This is a genomic window from Psychrobacillus sp. OK032 (genome assembly GCF_900111345.1).
Lineage (GTDB): Bacteria > Bacillota > Bacilli > Bacillales_A > Planococcaceae > Psychrobacillus.
The window spans coordinates 684,046-701,914 of sequence record NZ_FOGY01000001.1 but is presented as its reverse complement, the minus strand read 5'-3'; the positions used below and the strand labels follow the sequence as shown (position 1 = coordinate 701,914).

The 17,869-nt window shown below is 37.6% G+C and carries 18 protein-coding genes; all 18 read left to right on the top strand.

Features of this window, described 5'->3' with window-relative positions; all coding sequences use genetic code 11:
- The first annotated feature begins 66 nt into the window (after positions 1–66).
- Positions 67–198, top strand: a complete 132-nt coding sequence (locus tag BMZ04_RS22680) for a hypothetical protein (protein WP_255367773.1) — start codon at positions 67–69, stop codon at positions 196–198.
- A 314-nt stretch (positions 199–512) separates the two neighbouring features.
- Positions 513–1,631: a type 2 periplasmic-binding domain-containing protein gene (locus BMZ04_RS03255; protein ID WP_177184300.1), complete on the top strand. Its 1,119-nt coding sequence runs from the start codon at positions 513–515 to the stop codon at positions 1,629–1,631.
- A 60-nt stretch (positions 1,632–1,691) separates the two neighbouring features.
- Complete coding sequence (locus BMZ04_RS03250) at positions 1,692–2,999, top strand: TRAP transporter large permease (protein WP_093265218.1); 1,308 nt, start codon at positions 1,692–1,694, stop codon at positions 2,997–2,999.
- A 35-nt stretch (positions 3,000–3,034) separates the two neighbouring features.
- Entirely contained in the window at positions 3,035–3,577 is a 543-nt protein-coding gene (locus BMZ04_RS03245) for a TRAP transporter small permease (protein WP_093265215.1), read from the top strand.
- Between the two features lie 6 nt (positions 3,578–3,583).
- Positions 3,584–4,612: a zinc-dependent alcohol dehydrogenase gene (locus tag BMZ04_RS03240; protein ID WP_093265212.1), complete on the top strand. Its 1,029-nt coding sequence runs from the start codon at positions 3,584–3,586 to the stop codon at positions 4,610–4,612.
- Between the two features lie 28 nt (positions 4,613–4,640).
- On the top strand, positions 4,641–5,150 hold the full coding sequence (locus BMZ04_RS03235; RefSeq protein WP_093265209.1) for a 2,4'-dihydroxyacetophenone dioxygenase family protein: 510 nt from the start codon (positions 4,641–4,643) through the stop codon (positions 5,148–5,150).
- Between the two features lie 119 nt (positions 5,151–5,269).
- A complete protein-coding gene (locus BMZ04_RS03230) occupies positions 5,270–6,022 on the top strand; it encodes an SDR family oxidoreductase (RefSeq protein WP_093265206.1) in 753 nt (250 codons plus the stop codon).
- Between the two features lie 17 nt (positions 6,023–6,039).
- Positions 6,040–6,816: an NADPH-dependent oxidoreductase gene (locus tag BMZ04_RS03225; RefSeq protein WP_255367772.1), complete on the top strand. Its 777-nt coding sequence runs from the start codon at positions 6,040–6,042 to the stop codon at positions 6,814–6,816.
- 21 nt (positions 6,817–6,837) lie between these two features.
- A complete protein-coding gene (locus BMZ04_RS03220) occupies positions 6,838–7,611 on the top strand; it encodes an IclR family transcriptional regulator (protein ID WP_093265203.1) in 774 nt (257 codons plus the stop codon).
- 431 nt (positions 7,612–8,042) lie between these two features.
- Positions 8,043–9,197 carry an acyl-CoA dehydrogenase family protein gene (locus BMZ04_RS03215; protein ID WP_093265201.1) on the top strand — a complete coding sequence of 385 codons (1,155 nt, stop codon included), beginning with the start codon at positions 8,043–8,045 and terminating at the stop codon, positions 9,195–9,197.
- Complete coding sequence (locus tag BMZ04_RS03210; RefSeq protein WP_093265199.1) at positions 9,194–10,228, top strand: acyl-CoA dehydrogenase family protein; 1,035 nt, start codon at positions 9,194–9,196, stop codon at positions 10,226–10,228. The genes BMZ04_RS03215 and BMZ04_RS03210 overlap by 4 nt, the downstream gene beginning before the upstream one ends.
- Complete coding sequence (locus BMZ04_RS03205) at positions 10,209–11,045, top strand: enoyl-CoA hydratase/isomerase family protein (protein WP_093265196.1); 837 nt, start codon at positions 10,209–10,211, stop codon at positions 11,043–11,045. The genes BMZ04_RS03210 and BMZ04_RS03205 overlap by 20 nt, the downstream gene beginning before the upstream one ends.
- A 6-nt stretch (positions 11,046–11,051) precedes the next feature.
- Entirely contained in the window at positions 11,052–12,236 is a 1,185-nt protein-coding gene (locus BMZ04_RS03200; RefSeq protein ID WP_177184299.1) for a CaiB/BaiF CoA transferase family protein, read from the top strand.
- 638 nt (positions 12,237–12,874) lie between these two features.
- A complete protein-coding gene (locus tag BMZ04_RS03195) occupies positions 12,875–14,374 on the top strand; it encodes a 4-hydroxyphenylacetate 3-hydroxylase family protein (RefSeq protein WP_093265193.1) in 1,500 nt (499 codons plus the stop codon).
- Positions 14,375–14,386: 12 nt separating this feature from the next.
- Positions 14,387–14,863: a flavin reductase family protein gene (locus tag BMZ04_RS03190; protein WP_093265190.1), complete on the top strand. Its 477-nt coding sequence runs from the start codon at positions 14,387–14,389 to the stop codon at positions 14,861–14,863.
- A gap of 22 nt (positions 14,864–14,885) precedes the next feature.
- Complete coding sequence (locus BMZ04_RS03185) at positions 14,886–15,878, top strand: catechol 2,3-dioxygenase (RefSeq protein WP_093265187.1); 993 nt, start codon at positions 14,886–14,888, stop codon at positions 15,876–15,878.
- 14 nt (positions 15,879–15,892) lie between these two features.
- A complete protein-coding gene (locus BMZ04_RS03180) occupies positions 15,893–16,804 on the top strand; it encodes an acetaldehyde dehydrogenase (acetylating) (protein WP_093265184.1) in 912 nt (303 codons plus the stop codon).
- Entirely contained in the window at positions 16,801–17,811 is a 1,011-nt protein-coding gene (gene dmpG, locus BMZ04_RS03175; protein ID WP_093265181.1) for a 4-hydroxy-2-oxovalerate aldolase, read from the top strand. The genes BMZ04_RS03180 and dmpG overlap by 4 nt, the downstream gene beginning before the upstream one ends.
- Positions 17,812–17,869 lie beyond the last annotated feature (58 nt).

The window sequence follows — 17,869 nt, the reverse complement described above, 5'->3', positions numbered from 1 at the left end:
TAACATTTACGGGGATATCTTAACGAACCATTAGATTTTAGTGCATCTAGTTCAGGCTTTCAGGAGTTGATAGAGATTATAGAACATGTGAAAGTAGGAGGAGATAAAAAGCCTGGTAAAGGTAAAAACAAAGAATATGAAAAGACACGAGCAGCCGAAATTCCATTTTCGGCTGCTTTTTTTGTGTTTGAGTTTTGATAGCTACAACCAGCCATAATTGAATCTAAGGATTTTTTTGAGTTTGACGCTCTATTAAATTATAAAAATAAGAGATATTACTCTCTGAAAATACCATGAAAATTAGAATATTCACAGTCGGCAAAACATACAGTCTATTATAAGGTTTCATTAATGAGTACGGCGTTTCATTTAACGGTACGGCAAAGGAATTTGAAAGAGTCTTCTTGCGTAGAAAGATTTTGGATAAATCTTATCTCTTTACGAACTTTATGCGAAAGGAGTTTGGAATTTAATAATGTAAGCGTTTTATTATAAAAATGGAGGTTGAGAAGATGAAGAAAAAGTTCAAGAAGTTTGGGATGATTGGCCTTATTATACCTACTTTGCTTATCGCTGCTTGTAATAGCGAAGGATCTTCTGCATCAGCTGATAGTAAAAAAATGATTGCTTCTTCTGGTTTACCAGCGGGGCATGCATGGGAAGTCGGATTTTACGACCCTGTGTTAGAAACTGTAACGGAACAAACAGATGGAAAAGTTACTTTTGAAAAATATACTTCAGGTGAACTTGTTACCTTGGGGGAAGAATATAATGCACTTCAACAAGGGACAATCGATGTCGCGCTTTCATTGTTGACGCCGTATGATCCTAAAAGATTTCCACTCTCTGAAGTATCTATGCTCCCAGTATTAGAGTCAGATGCTAAGATGGCTTCTATTGCTATGCAAAATATGATGAACAGTGAAGAAGAGATTATGGATGGCAAAACATTCTATGAACTTGAATTTACTGACAACAAATTGGTTGCTTTTGCTGTTCCAATTACAGAGCCTTATTTAATTGCAACTGTTGGGGCTAAGTTCGATTCATTAAATGACTTTACAGAAAAGATTAGACTTAGAAGCTCATCGCGAGTTCATGACATCTTATCAGCTAATTTGGGGGTAACTCCTTTAACAATGTCAGTGGCAGATTCCTATGATGCTTTAAGCAGAAATGCCCTAGATGGGGTAATTTCAAACATACCTGACTGGGAAAGATATGGATTTAATGACATGATTAAGTATTCTATTACTGGTGCAAATTTAGGTCATTTTCCATCATTTATGGCTCTAACAATCGAAACATGGGAAAGTCTACCAGAAGAAACGCGTGATGCATTCAAAAAGGTTGCAGATGAAAAACTTGTACCTGGAGTTGATAAACAAGTAAATGAAGGGAAGGTAGCTTTTAAAAACTTTACTAGTAATGGCGGCAAGGTAGTGTCTATAGAAGAGTTAAATCCTGAAGTCTCAGATTATATTAACATAGCGATGACAAAGACATGGACAGATTGGATCAAAAACTTAGAGAAAAATAATCTTCCAGGTAAAAAGGTGGCGCTGATGTGGAGAGATAAGTTAGTTGAAGCAGGTGGTAAAGTACCTAAGGAAATAGAGGAAATGAAATAGAATAAATCTAAAATATCTTGATACAGGTTACTTCTGTAATGTGACATAGGGGGAGATTCAATGACAGAAAATATCATTATCATTATTGTAATGTTCCTATTTTTATTTTTATTAGTAAGTGGTCAATATATTAGTACTATACTCTTGTTCGGTGGAATTGTGGGTCTTTACTTGTTAGGGGGGATGGGAAGGCTAAATGGTTTTCTACAGAGTGAGCCATTCAATCAAGTAACAAGCTATTCTCTAACAACAATTCCTTTATATATATTGATGGCACAATTTATTATCCAGGCAGGTATTATACGAGATTTCTATACTCTCATCTATAAACTTTCTCGTGGGAAGAGTAGCTTGCTTGGTGTATTAACTATATTATTAGGTGGATTTTTGGGTGCAGTTTCCGGGTCAGGTACAGCTACTTCAGCAGCTTTAGGTCAAGTAGCAGTACCCGAACTACAACGAAGAGGATTTTCCGATAAGTTGGCTGCTGCAATTGCAGCAAGCTCAGGATCATTATCCGCAATTATCCCTCCAAGTGTTATTTTGATTATGTATGGAGTGATAACACAAACATCTATTGGCCGACTTTTTGCGGCATCAGTTATTCCTGGTATACTCACAATGCTTGTATTCATTGTTGTTACTATTTTCTTATTTAACAAATCTAAAACAGATCCTACTGCTTCCTCTGGGACTACTACTATTGAGGAAGTTCCAGTCAAACAGTATGTCATTATTATTACCGCGGGTATATTAATTGTTGCAGCTATTTTTGTTGGGATTTTCTCTGGTTTATTTACCCCTACCGAAGCAGGAGCAGTTGGTGCTTTCATCAGTTTCATCGTTGCTGTATTACTAGGTAAATTTACAATGGAATTTATTAAAACATCCGTTACAGAAACACTGAAGGTTACAGTAATGGCAATGAGTTTAGTAATAGGCGCTTCGATCTTTGGAAGATTTATTTCGTTATCATTGATTCCAAGAAAATTAATTGGAGCACTTGAGCCTTTGATGGAATTCCCAATGGTTATTTTAATTCTAATATTATTATTGTTCTTCTTTTTGTTTATGTTCATCGAAGGAATTGCAGTTTTACTTATGACCTTACCGGTTGTTTTACCAATAATAGAGACGTTGAATATTGATCCTTTATGGTTCGGTGTGATGGTTTCATTCATTTGTACACTTGGGTTCTTAACACCACCTGTTGGGATAAGTGTTTATACAGTAGGAGCTGTTACGAAGATTCCTATTGAAAAAATATTTAGATCTACTTTTGTATATGCGCTAATAGCATTTGTTGTGGTGGGTGCAATAATGATACTGTTCCCACAAACCGTAACTTGGTTACCTAGTCGAATGTAATCCAATATGGCTTGATGGACAGAAGGGAGAAATAAATGAAAACTATTTTAACCTATTTAGAAAAAGTAAATAATGTTATGAAAATTTTCGGGCTTTATATCGCTGGAATAGCACTTGTAGGTATGATGGTTATGATTTTTGGTGATGTACTTATGAGAAATGTGTTCGATAAGCCATTAATTGGTACTTACGAGATAGTGGAGTATTTTTTAATGCCTTTACTCATTTTGCCAGCACTACCTTATACGTATAGTTCAGGGATATTGCCGAGATTGGGAGAGCTTAAAGAAAAGCTTAAACCATCTGTTAAAACAACCATTGATTATATGATTCAATCAATAGAAATCTTCACATTTGGTCTATTAACCTATTATAGTTTTATTTTTGCATTTGACGGCATGGTGGATGGTGTGGCAACTGCTATTGGTCTTGCTTTTATACCACTGTGGCCAGTATATTTCTTTTTACCATTTGCATTCGGATTTGTTTTTCTAGAAGCTCTATTAAGTACTTTGCATATGATTTTGAAAACACCTGGAAAGAAGTTATACAGTGAAGATGCAAGTTCAGGGGGGTAATGATGATTGAAGGCTATTGTCAAAACTGAGAAAACTTATGGTGGGATTGAAGTTTTGGAGTTAGAGAAGCCTACTCCAAAAGAGAATGAAGTATTAGTAAATATTAAAAATGCTTCTATTTGTGGTTCAGATGTTCATGCTTATGCATTTTCAGCTAGCCATAATTTTATTACAACACCTGTTATCATGGGACATGAATGCTCTGGCGAAATAGTCGAATTAGGAAAAGGCGTTTCTGAATTCAAAGTTGGAGACCGTGTAGTCATTGAAATAACTAAACCTTGTGGTAAATGCAATTCTTGTTTAAAAGGAAAAGAGCATATTTGCAATGATTTAAAAGTTCGAGGTATGCATATTGATGGATTCTATACAGAATATATAGCAGTAGAGCCCAAACACTTACACAAAATACCGGATACATTGTCGTTTGAACATGCAAGTATGATTGAACCTATATCCGTTTTAACGCATGCAATTATTGATAAAAGTGAAGTTCGAGCAGGTGATTTGGTATTAATAACTGGTCCAGGACCTATTGGGTTACTTGCTGCACAAGTCATTAAATCAATTGGTGCAACACCTATTGTTGTAGGTACGGAAGCAGATGAAGTTAGTAGATTGCCAGTTGCAAAGCAACTAGATTTAATCACTCTAAATGTGGAACGATATTCAATAACAGAATTTCTAAAAGAAAATTTTAATAAAGAAGTTGTGACAGCTGTAATTGAATGTTCTGGAGCAGTTCAAGTCGTACAACAAGCAATAGAACTTACGGAGAAGGGTGGAAGTATCACACTCGTGGGTATGTTCAGCAAACGAGTAGAGTTAGATCTTTCTCTTGCTATTCGTAAGGAAATAACCATTTATACAAGCTACGCTTCCAATTGGTTGAACTTTGAAAGATCGATTAATTTGCTAGATAAGGGGTTAATAAACGTTGACCCTCTAACAACGATTTATGCTATTGAAGATGCAGCAAAAGCATTTGAAGATGCCCTTCATAAAAGAGTAATTAAACCTATTTTTCGTTTTTAAATTAACTTAATTTACAGGAGGAATTTGCATGATTGAAAAGTTAAAAAACTTAGACACTACAAACCTATCTTTAAACGACTTTACAGAAAGTATTCAGCTTGATGATGTAGCAATCAATTTAGATGATATTCCGTGGGTATCCAATAATGGTATTTTTATGTTTAAACCTGTGCGATTTGATTTGACTACTGGGACATGGACTAATCTTGTCAAGATCAAACCACATGGTACTGTGGGAAGACATAGACATACGGGTGGTCAGGTATTTGCACATACTCTTCAAGGACAATGGCGTTATAAAGAGAGAGACTGGGTTGCTACTGCGGGGTCAATAATTTTTGAACCACCAGGGGATATTCATACATTAGTAGTGGATGGTGAGGAAGATATGATTACTTTATTCACAATCAGTGGAAGTGTACAACATTTAAATGACAATGATGAAGTAACCTATCAAGACGATATTTTTGCTCGAATTAAGCTTTATGTGGAACACTGTAAGAAAAACGACTTACCTATTTTAAATTTATTCTATTAAACCGTAATTCGGAAGTAGTGGCTCATTTTGGAGAATTCTTTAGTTTATTTGTAATGACTAACGATGTCTATAATGGGCTGCTTTTTGATTAGATAAATATTTTCCGAAGGAGTGAAGAGATGATTGATTTGCAAGGAAAAAAAGCGTTGATAACTGGTGCTGGCCGAGGTTTAGGAAGAGGAATGGCCACAGGATTATATAAAGCTGGAGCAGAAATTGTTATATTAGATATTTTAGAAGATGTATTTAAAACGAGTGCTGAGATGGAAGAGAATGGGGCTAAAGTACATTCTATCATTTGTGACCTTTCAAATAGAGAAAATCGTATTGAAGGGTTTGAAAAAGCACTAGAATTATTAGGTGGTAAAATCGATATCTTAGTTAATGCAGCAGGTATTATTGACCGTTTCCCTGCAATAGATCTTCCAATGGAAACTTGGGATAAAGTGTTAGAAGTCAATCTGACAGCTGTTATGGATTTATCTAGACTCGCAGCTCGACAAATGGTGCCACAAAAGAGCGGAAAAATAATTAATGTAGCATCTATGCATAGTTTCTTTGGTGGATTTAATGTTACAACATATGCTTCCAGCAAAGGTGGCGTTGCCCAATTAACAAAGGCATTATCTAATCAGCTGGCGATTGATGGAATTCAAGTGAATGCTATTGCTCCAGGATTTATTCAATCATTTATGACTTCTCATCATGAAGAGGACCCTGAACTCTACGCACAATTAATGTCAAGAATTCCTACTGGAAGATTGGGTCAGCCTGAGGACTTAGAAGGAATTACAATGTTTTTGGCATCCAACCTTTCAAACTATATTACTGGTACAGTTATTCCAGTTGACGGAGGGTACTTAGTTAGATAAAGCAGGGAGAGAAAAAAATGTCAAAAGAAATAAATGGAGTTTTAGCTACTATGATGGAACATCGGTCGTATAGAAAATACTTAGATAAAGAAGTAACTGATGAAAATGTAGAGACAGTTGTAAGTGCTTCTCAAGCTGCACCTTCATGGATCAATGGACAACATGTAACTATAGTTGTAGTGAGGGATAAAGAAAGACGCAAGAAGCTAGCAACACTTTCTGGAGGGCAAAAGCATATCGAGGATGCTCCAGTATTTTTAGTGTTTTGTGCAGATTTTCATCGTATTAACTTAGCTTGTGAAATTGAAGAAAAAGTTTTTGAATCTATACAAAATATTGATACGGTCATTGTCGGGGCTACCGATGTGGGCATATCTTTGGGAAATGCTATTAATGCTGCTGAGTCGATGGGTTTAGGAACCGTTCCTATTGGAGGAATTAGAAGAAATCCTATAGAGGTCATTGAATTACTCCAGTTGCCTAAGTACGTTATCCCTATAAGTGGATTATGTATTGGACACCCAGACGGAGAACCAGGCTTGAAGCCAAGGTTACCTAAAAATGCAATCATGCATAATGAAGTTTATAACTCAGATACGTCTGCATTGATCCATCAATATAATGATACGTATAGCAATTATCTTAATGAACGTACTAATGGTAAAGATAATTCCAATTGGACGCAAAGAATGGCAGAATTTTATAGTGAACCCTTTTATCGCAACAATAGCTATTCAAATGTTCGAGATATGTTAATACAACAGGGGTTTCCTATTAAAGAAATATATAACTGAAAGTTAGAAACGAGGCAAGTTATGACTACAGATAATACTATGCAAACGATAAGTAGGGCAATCTCCATCTTAAAATCATTTTCAAGGGATGACCGAGAGTTGTCATTGGCTGATTTCCACCATAGATTAGGATTATCAAAATCTAGCCTTCAACGCATATTAAGTACGTTGGTATCTCAAGGATTTCTTGAAAAAGATAATGAAAAAAAAACATATAAGCTTGGAATAGAGCTCTATTATCTCGGTAATCTTGTAGAAGAACATTCTCATTTATTGCGAATTGTCAAACCATATCTAATATTGGTTAGAGATAAAACGAATGAGAATGTCTACTTAAATATCATTGAAAATGATTTAAGGAAATGTATTGCTTTGGAAGAGGCAAAGCATGATTTAATGACCATTTCATATGTCGGTCAAACGTCACCTTTATATGCAGGTGCTTCAGCTAAGCTACTCTTAGCTTATTTAACAGCGGACGAAATACAACTTTATTTAGAAAATATGGAAAAAGAAAAAATAACAAATGTAACAAAAACTGAAAGAGATGAGCTAGTTGAAGAAATCAGATTTATAAATCAAAATGGATATGCTATTAGTTATGGTGAGAGGGTACCGGGTGTATGTTCAGTTAGTGTTCCGCTATACAATCGTTGGAATAAAGTCATTGCAAGTCTTTCAATATCAGCTCCTTTGTCAAGGGTAGATGATGACATAGTCTCTAATTTTATTCAAATACTAAGAGAAACTTCTAAAAGTATAAATGAAGAATTGAGATTTGTTAGTCAAGATTAGCTGATGAAGTAAATCAAAGGAGAGAACGGTTTATGCTAGAAAGGATTTTTAGACGACTCTACCCAATCTATGCTTCCATTCTCTCAATATTTAAAAATCCAATAAAAAGATTTTGCGAAAATTAGCTTTGACCTGTTAAATGATGATGAAAACTCTGCTCATATAGGTTGTTATGATAGTTTACACATTGTGTGTTTTAGGTTCCTCTACATATGGCATTGCTATAACTATGACATCAATAATTATAAATCAAAGTCCATATAGAATTACTGATCAGGATACGTTATTAAGATTATTTTTTGTTTCAACAATTAGACTAAATTTCTTCTGAATATTAGATTTTAAATGAAGAGGGTAAAAATCGAAAAACTAATATAGTATTACGATATTTGATTAATAAATACTCTATATCGGCAAAAAGGAGAATGATAATGAGGCAGTTACAATTACCAGCATTTTCATTTACGGACAAACAACGTAAGTTTCGCCAAGAAGTACGTTCTTTCCTACAAACGGAAAAAGAATTGGGCACGTTTAAAACACATGCGGATTCTTGGTTAAGTGGATATAGTTCGGAATTCTCAAGGAAAATTGGAGAACAAGGATGGATTGGAATTACGTTTCCTAAAAAATATGGTGGGCAAGCTCGATCATCCATCGATCGTTACATTGTTACAGAAGAGCTTTTAGCTATTGGTGCTCCAGTTGCAGCTCATTGGTTCGCCGATCGTCAATCAGGACCACTATTGTTGAAATTTGGAACTGAAGAACAAAAAGACTATTTCATCCCGAAAATCATAAAAGGGGAATGTTATTTCTCCATTGGACTTTCTGAACCGAATTCCGGTTCGGATTTGGCTTCCTTAAAAACTACCGCTACTAAAGTAGATGGTGGATGGATTGTAAATGGCATGAAGACATGGACATCTGGTGCACATCATTCTCATTATATGATTACATTATGTCGTACTTCTCCACAAGATTCGAATTTTAGACATGGAGGAATGAGCCAGCTGATAATCAGTCTAAAGTCAAAAGGTGTTTCTATTCGTCCAATACAGTACCTGACAGGAGAGCATCATTTTAATGAAGTTTTTCTTGAAAACGTTTTCGTACCTGATAACCGAGTGGTTGGGGAAATAGGTAATGGTTGGGCACAAGGAATGACAGAACTAGCTTTTGAGCGGAGCGGACCAGAACGAATTTTAAGTACATTTCCATTACTCGAAGAGGCAACTAAAATAATGGTAGAACAAGGGGATCATCGAGGATTAATGGAAGTTTCCAAATTAGTTAGTCGGATGTGGTCTTTACGTAATATGTCTATCGGAATTGCATCACTCCTTGAAAATAATAAAGATGTTGGATTGGCAGCAGCTCTTGTGAAAGATTTAGGAAATAGTTTTGAACAAAGAGTGGCAGAAGTGATTAGGTTATTATTATCGACACTACCAGATAAGCATTCTACTGATGAGTATTCTCGATTGTTAGCAGAATGTATACTTCATGGACCTGGTTTTACACTTCGCGGTGGAACAACTGAAATCCTAAGAGGTATAGTGGCGAAAGGGGTTGTTTCTGTATGAGCGAAATGAAATCTTTTATTGAAGAAACGACAGAAAAAATGTTAAAAGATTTATCAACGAAAGAACTGCGAGAACGTTTTGAAAAAGGTGAATGGATTAAATCATTATGGGATGCGATTCAGGAATCTGGATTGACACTCCTTGGAATCAATGAAGATCAAGGTGGAGTTGGCGGAGACTTTGAAGACATCTTTGCAATTTTGAGGATAACTGGTAAATATGCAGCCCCAGTTCCCTTAGCTGAAGTACTATATGCAAATCACTTTTTAGCGAATCAAGAAGGTGAGGTAAAAGATAAACTACGAGTTGTACAATTCGAAGATGGAAGTGGGAAAGAACTTAAATCCGTTCCATACGCTCGCTATGTGGAAGAGGTAATTGTGATATCTGATGCAGGTTATAAGGTAGTTAATCTTTCTAGAACAGAAATTGTTCATAAAGAGAACTTGGCTGCTGAACCTAGAGATACAGTTAGAATGAGTTTTCAAACCGAAATCAAATCAATGGACTCTTCTTATGAAGAGGTACTCGAAGACTATACTAACTATCTAGCACTTAGTCGAGTGGCAATGATGACGGGAGCAATGGAAAGTGTACTAGCGTTATCTATCTTTTATTCCAAAGAACGCCAACAGTTTGGTCGCGCTCTGCACAAATTTCAAGCAATCCAGCATCACTTAACAGCAATGGCAGGAGAAACAGCTGCAGCATATGCGACTCTAGCTGCAACGAGTGCGGCTTATAAGACGGAAGCGGCAAAAGAACAAATCGCTATGGCTAAGATTGAAGTTTCGACGAATGTGAATGTTGTTGCGAAGGCAGCACACCAGTTACATGCTGGAATCGGTATGACTTATGAACATGAGTTACATCATTTCACAAGACGGCTATGGGCGTGGCGTGAAGAAGGTGGAAATGAGACGTATTGGTCTGATCAGTTAGCGAAAATATATGTAACAAGGAAAGAGAGCATTTGGGAATGGATTACTAATGTAAAAGGAGCGCAAGCACATGCCGGATCTACTATTTGAAGTAAATAATAGAATTGCAACGATTACATTGAATCGTCCAGAAGCATTGAATGCATTTAGTGGAGAGATGTTAGATTTATGGATTGATTCACTTGTAACCGTACGAGATTCAGAGGAGATTTCTGTATTGATAGTCCAAGGGGCAGGGAAAGGCTTTTGTTCTGGTGGAGATATTAAAGAAATGATTTCCGGAAAGGGATTTTATAAATCGGAAGAAGACCATGTATCTAAGGGAATTAATCGAAAAAACTCGCTTTGGAAGAAAGTACAGCGAATCCCACTTTTATTAGAAGAAATTGATAAACCAGTCATTGCAAAATTACACGGCGTCGCTTTTGGAGCAGGACTTGATATGGCACTTATGTGTGATATACGTTTTGTGGCTGAGTCAGCAAGACTTTCTGAAAGTTATATTAAAGTCGGATTAGTGCCGGGAGATGGAGGAGCTTACTTCTTACCACGCCTCGTTGGTCGAGATATGGCGTTGCATATGTTATGGACAGGGGAAGTGCTGTCAGCAGAGGCAGCTAAAGCACGGGGACTAGTTACATTTGTTGTTCCAGATGAAGAACTAGATAAAGCAGTTGTTAATTATGCTGTTCGATTGGCAAGTGGTCCACAGCTTGCAACACAACTTATTAAGCGTGCTGTATATCAAAACAGTGAAATGTCCCTTCGCTCATCGCTCGATTATATTTCATCGAAAATGGCTCTCGTTATGGAAGAAGACGACCATAAAGAAGGGGTAAGGGCTGTTATGGAGAAGAGAAAACCAATATACGGGATAACAGACAGTCAAAGAACTGATAAGAGGTGAGGTAGAATGATTCAGCCATTACATGACATTCGAGTTTTAGATTTATCTCGCGTCTATGCAGCCCCTGCTGGTGCAATGAAATTGGGTGACCTGGGAGCGGATGTGATTCGAGTCGAACCACCTGGAGGTTCGGATAGCATGAGAGATTGGGGTCCATTTATAAGTGGAGAGAGTACGTACTATCTAAGCGCAAATAGAAATAAAAGATCCATCACTCTCAACTTAAAGTCAGCAGAAGGGAAGAAGCTCTTCCTAGATTTAGTTGAAAAATCAGATGTGGTGATTGAGAATTTTAAAGCGGGGACAATGAAAAAGTTAGGACTGGACTATGATGTGTTGAAGGTGAAAAATCCAGGAATCATTGTTTGTTCAGTTACTGGTTTTGGGCAAACTGGCCCCCTTGGTTTATTACCAGGATTTGACCCTGTCATTCAAGCGATGAGCGGGTTAATGGACGTAACAGGTGACCCTAATGGTGAAGCAACGAAAGTCGGAATACCAATAGCAGACATAATCACATCGGTTTATGTTGCACTTAGCGTGGTTGCTGCTATTCGTCAGAGAGACATATCAGGAGAAGGTCAGTATATTGACCTCTCCCTGCTAGATGTTCAAGTTGCAAGTATGGCAAATGTCGCTAGTGCGTATTTAAATACAGGAATGATCTCAGTACGAAAAGGAAACCAACATAATAATGTTACACCTTATCAAGTTTTCCAGACCGGTGATTATCCGATTATGATTTGTGCAGGGAACGACAATTTATTTGGAAAGTTTGTTACCTCGCTCGGGCAACCCGAATGGAAAAATGATGAGCGTTTTGTGTCCAATAACGACCGAAAGCAATATGAAGATGAGTTGGTTCGAATGATTGAAGATGTTTTAAAAACGAAAACTTCAACTGAATGGATAAGAATTCTTTCAGAAGCTAAAGTTCCAGTTGGGCAAGTGAACACTATTCAACAAGCATTAGAACAAGAGCAAATTACAGCCCGTGGTGGTATTGAAAGATTAATACATCCGGTAGGTGAAGTGAAAATGCTTGCCAGTCCTTTAAAGCATAGTGGTTTAAATGTGAAGTCAAGACTAAGTCCGCCTACATTAGGTCAGCATACAGAGGAAGTATTTCAAGAACTACTTGGTATGAATAAAGAGGACATTACAATATTGGCTGAAAATAGGGTACTATAAAGAGAAAAGACATATTTCTTGGCTGCTTGTTGTGTGTATAAGCGTTGCTTTATTTATAGCACAATTTATGATAATTTGCGTCCATACATGCTTAATGCTTAGAATGGTCATAATTATTGGCTACCATGATTCGGAACGTCTAGATATTGAAGTGTTTAATTAAGTTCTACCCTATTTTTGAAATTATGTGAGGCATATAAATCATTCGTCACAGTTGTAACAAACTCTATATCTCAAAATACATCGGAGCTTTTTGGGCGATTTTGCTGTATTTCTGCAGCTAATACTTTTTCACCGGCAATAGGGGTGAAAAAAAGGAGTAAACTTTATAAGAAGCTGGAGATAAAAGCCTAATGGAAAAGGTAAAAACAAATAAAATGAACATAAAAAGGCAGCCCAAATTGCATTTACGGCTGCTTTTTTATGTTCATTTTAAACAAAGAATCCCATGACCTAGCACGATATAGCATTCTATGAACCTAATATTACGTTTAAAATAATCTGTATTTTCTGACACCAGCTGATAGTCTCAAACAGTTTTATCAACATTCCATGTCGTTGATAGCGCTTACATTAAATCGTATAGTTTAAACAAATGTATGGCCTACATTATCATAAAACGAAATGGAGTGGTTTTCATGCTTACTGGTCAATCTTATCTTGAAAGCTTAAATGATGGCCGAGTTGTATATCTCAATGGAGAGAAAATTGACGATGTCACAAAGCATCCGGCTTACCGTAATTCCGCCCAATCTTATGCACGTATGTACGATGCTTTGCATGATCCGGATAAACAGGATGTGCTTACAACGATAAATGAGTATGGAGATCGCACACATAAATTTTTTAAAACTCCTCGTTCGGTTGATGATTTAGTAGGTGCACGAGATGCCATAGTAGAATGGTCCAAAATGAACTTTGGATTTATGGGAAGAACTCCCGATTATAAAGCGTCGTTTCTAGGACATCTCGATGGATATTCCGATTATTATGTAGGGTTTGAAGATAATGCAAAAGCGTGGTATCGCAAGGCTTCGAAAGAGTTGCCATTTGTTAATCATACGGTTATAAATCCTCAGATGGATCGTTCAAAATCTTTGCATGAAAACAAAGATGTATTTGTACGAGCTGTTAAGGAGCGAGATGACGGAATTATTGTAAATGGAGCGAAAATGGTTGGTACAGCAGCTGCATTAACCAATTATAATTTTGTTGCTAATTACGGTCCAAAGGAATTAGGAAATGGCGATGTAAGCCATGCGTTAATATTCCTCGTTCCTATGAATGCGCCGGGAGTAAAAATGATTAGTAGACAGTCATACGAACTCCAAGCGAAGACAAATGGGTCACCGTTTGATTATCCACTATCTAGTCGCTTTGACGAGAATGATGCGGTAATCATTTTGGATAATGTATTTATTCCTTGGGAAAACGTTCTTGCATACAAAAACGTAGATATTTCAAATGGTTTCGTTGCAGAAACGCATTTTGTTAATCGCTTTAGCTTTCATGGATGTGCTCGCTTAGGCGTTAAGCTAGATTTTATGACTGGGCTATTGATGAAAGCTACAGAATCATCAGGAACTCATCAGTTCCGAGGTGTTCAAGCGAATATTGGTGAAGTTGTAGCGCTGCGCAATATGATTTGGAGTTTGTCTACAGCCATGGCAACAAACCCGGATATTGGTCGAAATGGTGTGCTTGTACCTGGTGGAGAAGCAGCCAATGCATATCGAGTACTAGCACCAAATGTTTGGGTACGCATAAAAAATATTTTTGAACAAGTAGTTGCAGGAGGCTTAATCCAACTGCCATCTAGTGCCAAAGATTTCTTAAATCCTGAAATTAGACCATATTTGGATCAATATTATAAGGGAACTGGCGTTACAGCGGAAGAGCGCGTGAAACTTCTGAAAATGGTATGGGATTCTATCGGTTCTGAATTTGGCGGACGCCATGAGTTATACGAAGTTAACTATGCAGGGAATCATGAGAACATTCGATTAGAAGCGATGTACCATTCGATAGGCAGTGGTAATGCAGATATATTTAAAGGTTTCGTAGATCAAGCTTTAGCGGATTATGATTTGAACGGTTGGACCAATGAAACATGGAAAGAAAAAGTTGCACTTACTTAAGGAGTGATAAAAATGGATAGTCGTGAATTTCGTAATGCTATGGGCAAATTTGCCACTGGGGTAACGGTGATTTCAACAGAAGTCGATGGAATTTATCATGGAATGACTGCAAACGGTTTTATGTCTATTTCCTTAGAGCCGACTTTAGTTGCTATTTCTATCGGTGAACGTGCACAAACACTTAAGTTGATACAAGAAAGTAAACGATTCGGAGTTAGTATTTTAGAAAAAGATCAACTGGATATTTCCAAGAGATTTGCAGGGCAAATACCAAGTGATGAAGCGTTCCAGTTTGATACTTCGAATGGCTTTCCTTTAGTGAAAGATGCTTTAGTACAAATTGTCTGTCGCGTAGAACAAGAAATAGTAGCTGGTGACCACACTATTTTTCTAGGAAGACCAGAACAATTACATGTAAAAGATGGAGAACCTTTATTATTTGCGAATGGTCAGTATGCTACTTTGAATCAGCAATATGCCACATTATAAAACGAAACTGGGGGAATTATCAATGACAAAATTACACAAAGAACCAATTTTTGACGTAGCGCAAATTGCACACGTAGAAATGTTATCGAATACGCCTAAAGAGACCATTGCTTTTTTTACAGATATGTTAGGAATGGAAGTAGTGGAAACTATTAATAACCAAACTTATTTAAGAGCTTACGAGGATAATTATAAATACTCGCTTATTATTACAGAGTCTGAAGAACCAGGATTAGGACATGTAGCATGGCGAACAACTTCTCCTCAAGCGCTTGAACGCCGAGTAAAAGCTGTAGAAGCAAGTGGTTACGGTATCGGTTGGTCAAATGATCAGCATGGGCATGGCCCTGCGTATCAATTCACAACGCCGGACGGTCATAAAATGGAAATTCTTTGGGAAGTGGACTATTTTGACTGTCCAGTTGAAGCTCAATCAAAGCTACTTTCGAGAAGCCAAAAACGACCACTTAAAGGGGTTCCTGTTCGACGCTTAGATCATATTAATTTGATGTCTTCTAATCCTGCTGCCGATTCGGGCTTTTTGATCGATGTATTAGGATTCAAGCTGCGTGAGCAAATCGTTGACAATGATCATGTAATTGGTACATGGATTAGCGTTTCTAATCTAGTACATGAAATAGCATTTATGCAGGAGCCTACGGGTGCTAAAGGAAAACTTCATCATGTTTGCTATTGGTATGGGGTTCCTCAAAATTTATATGATGCAGCTGATGTATTAAAGGATCATGGTCATTTTATTGAAATACCGCCAAACAAACACGGGGTAAGCCAAGCATTTTGTATGTACGCATATGAGCCAAGTGGAAACCGTGTAGAACTTTTCGGAGATGCAGGATATCTCATTTTTGATCCAGATTGGAAACCGATTACTTGGCAGATGAAAGATGTACCTGGTAATGGAGATACATGGATTGGTGCCGTATTCCCAGAGTCGTTTTGGACGTATGGAACACCAGTTACAGCTCCAGTACCTTTAGAAGCTGTCGCAGAATAAGAGGAGGTTTCCAAATGGAGAAGATCAAAGTTGCCATTCTAGGTTCCGGAAATATTGGAACGGATTTAATGTATAAATTATTAAAAACGCAAACGTCGATGGAACTTGCTTTAATGGCTGGAATCGACCCTGATTCCGAAGGTTTAAAGCGTGCAAAGGATCTTCAAATCCCGATTACCGCAGAAGGTATAGACGGTATTTTGAAGGAAAAAGACATACGCATTGTATTTGATGCGACAAGCGCTAAAGCACATATTGCGCATGCACCTCGTTTAAAAGAAGCGAATATCATTGCTATTGATTTGACACCTGCTGCAATTGGTCCATACGTCGTGCCAGCTATTAATCTAGTGGAGCATTTAGAGGAAATGAATGTGAATATGATTTCTTGTAGTGGTCAAGCAACGACTCCGCTTGTGTATGCGGTTAACTGCGTCGCTGCTGTCAAATATAGTGAAATTATCGCAACTATTTCGAGTGTTTCTGTAGGACCAGGAACGAGACAAAATCTAGATGAGTTTACAATTACGACTGCAAATGCTTGTCAGAACATTGGTGGTGCTAAAAATGCGCGTGCTATACCTGTTATAAACTCGGCAGAGCCTCCAATTATGATGAATAACACGGTATATGCCGTATTAGAAGAAACAGCGGATGAAGAAGCAGTCATTCAATCAATTGAACAGATTGTGAAAGAAGTGCAAAAATATGTACCAGGCTACCGTTTAAAGCGGAAACCTTATATCGATATTCGCCATACGCCTTGGGGTGATTTGCCAACAGTTATTATCCTAAATGAAGTAGAAGGAGCGGGAGATTTCTTCCCTACTTATGCTGGTAATTTAGATATTATGACGGCTGCAGCTAAGCGAGTTGGAGAGCAATTTGCTGCGCATTTATTGCAAAAGAAGGGGGTCAGTGTATGAAAAAGCCAATAGTGACAGATACAACACTTCGAGATGGGTCTCATGCAGTTAGTCACTCTTTTTCACCCTCTTTTGTAGGGGAAGTAGTGAGCAAATTAGCTTCAGCAAGTGTACCTGTAATAGAAGTAAGTCATGGATCTGGGCTCGGTGGTTCAACGATTCAACAAGGTTTCTCTAAGTTTGACGAATGGAAATTAATCGAGAGCGCTGTTGCAAATAAAAAACAATCTAAAATTGCATCCCTTTTTGTACCAGGAATTGGAACTATCCCAGAACTAAACACTGCTGCAGATATTGGAATTGATGTACTACGTATCGCTGTCCATTGTACAGAGGCGGATGTAACGCAACAATATTTTGAACAGGCTAAAAAAAGAGGCTTGGAAACAGTAGGATTTTTGATGATGAGCCATACACAGCCAGCATCGGTGTTAGCTGAACAGGCAAAACTCATGGAGAATTACGGGGCTGACTGCGTCTATGTTGTCGATTCGGCTGGGGCACTTGTTCCGGATGGTGTAAGAGATCGTGTAGCAAAACTCAAAGAATCATTATCAATTAATGTAGGGTTTCACGCGCATAACAATTTAGGACTCGCTATTGGTAATACAGTGGCTGCTTTAGAAGCGGGTGCTGACCAAATTGATGGAACGCTACGCGGATTAGGTGCTGGAGCTGGAAATGCTCCGACGGAAGTGTTGGTTGCAGTGCTAAACAAAATGGAAATCGTCACTGGAATTGATTTGACGATATTAATGGATGCGGCTGAAGAAATCATTGCACCGGTTTTTCAATATCCATTAGTTATTGATCGTGATAATCTAGCTGCCGGTTATGCAGGTGTTTATAATAGCTTTTTGTTACATGTGCGAGAAGCAGCTGTAAAATTCGACATTAGTCCTGTTGCTATTATGGAAGAATTAGGTCGCCGCCATGCAGTAGCTGGTCAGGAAGACTGGATTCTGGATGTGGCACTGGAACTGGCACAAAAGCAATTGGTGAAATAATACAAGGAATGCCGTTAGGGAGAAGTCCATTAGCGGCTTTTACCTACATAGAAAGGAA

What these genes read in the sequence shown, in the direction of transcription:
- BMZ04_RS03185 (WP_093265187.1), top strand. Translation starts at nt 14,886, where the DNA reads ATGACAAAATTACACAAAGAACCAATTTTTGACGTAGCGCAAATTGCA.
- BMZ04_RS03200 (WP_177184299.1), top strand. Translation starts at nt 11,052, where the DNA reads ATGATTCAGCCATTACATGACATTCGAGTTTTAGATTTATCTCGCGTC.
- BMZ04_RS03250 (WP_093265218.1), top strand. Translation starts at nt 1,692, where the DNA reads ATGACAGAAAATATCATTATCATTATTGTAATGTTCCTATTTTTATTT.
- BMZ04_RS03235 (WP_093265209.1), top strand. Translation starts at nt 4,641, where the DNA reads ATGATTGAAAAGTTAAAAAACTTAGACACTACAAACCTATCTTTAAAC.
- BMZ04_RS03205 (WP_093265196.1), top strand. Translation starts at nt 10,209, where the DNA reads ATGCCGGATCTACTATTTGAAGTAAATAATAGAATTGCAACGATTACA.
- BMZ04_RS03255 (WP_177184300.1), top strand. Translation starts at nt 513, where the DNA reads ATGAAGAAAAAGTTCAAGAAGTTTGGGATGATTGGCCTTATTATACCT.
- BMZ04_RS03230 (WP_093265206.1), top strand. Translation starts at nt 5,270, where the DNA reads ATGATTGATTTGCAAGGAAAAAAAGCGTTGATAACTGGTGCTGGCCGA.
- BMZ04_RS03245 (WP_093265215.1), top strand. Translation starts at nt 3,035, where the DNA reads ATGAAAACTATTTTAACCTATTTAGAAAAAGTAAATAATGTTATGAAA.
- BMZ04_RS03195 (WP_093265193.1), top strand. Translation starts at nt 12,875, where the DNA reads ATGCTTACTGGTCAATCTTATCTTGAAAGCTTAAATGATGGCCGAGTT.
- BMZ04_RS03190 (WP_093265190.1), top strand. Translation starts at nt 14,387, where the DNA reads ATGGATAGTCGTGAATTTCGTAATGCTATGGGCAAATTTGCCACTGGG.
- BMZ04_RS03180 (WP_093265184.1), top strand. Translation starts at nt 15,893, where the DNA reads ATGGAGAAGATCAAAGTTGCCATTCTAGGTTCCGGAAATATTGGAACG.
- dmpG (WP_093265181.1), top strand. Translation starts at nt 16,801, where the DNA reads ATGAAAAAGCCAATAGTGACAGATACAACACTTCGAGATGGGTCTCAT.
- BMZ04_RS03225 (WP_255367772.1), top strand. Translation starts at nt 6,040, where the DNA reads ATGTCAAAAGAAATAAATGGAGTTTTAGCTACTATGATGGAACATCGG.
- BMZ04_RS03215 (WP_093265201.1), top strand. Translation starts at nt 8,043, where the DNA reads ATGAGGCAGTTACAATTACCAGCATTTTCATTTACGGACAAACAACGT.
- BMZ04_RS03220 (WP_093265203.1), top strand. Translation starts at nt 6,838, where the DNA reads ATGACTACAGATAATACTATGCAAACGATAAGTAGGGCAATCTCCATC.
- BMZ04_RS03210 (WP_093265199.1), top strand. Translation starts at nt 9,194, where the DNA reads ATGAGCGAAATGAAATCTTTTATTGAAGAAACGACAGAAAAAATGTTA.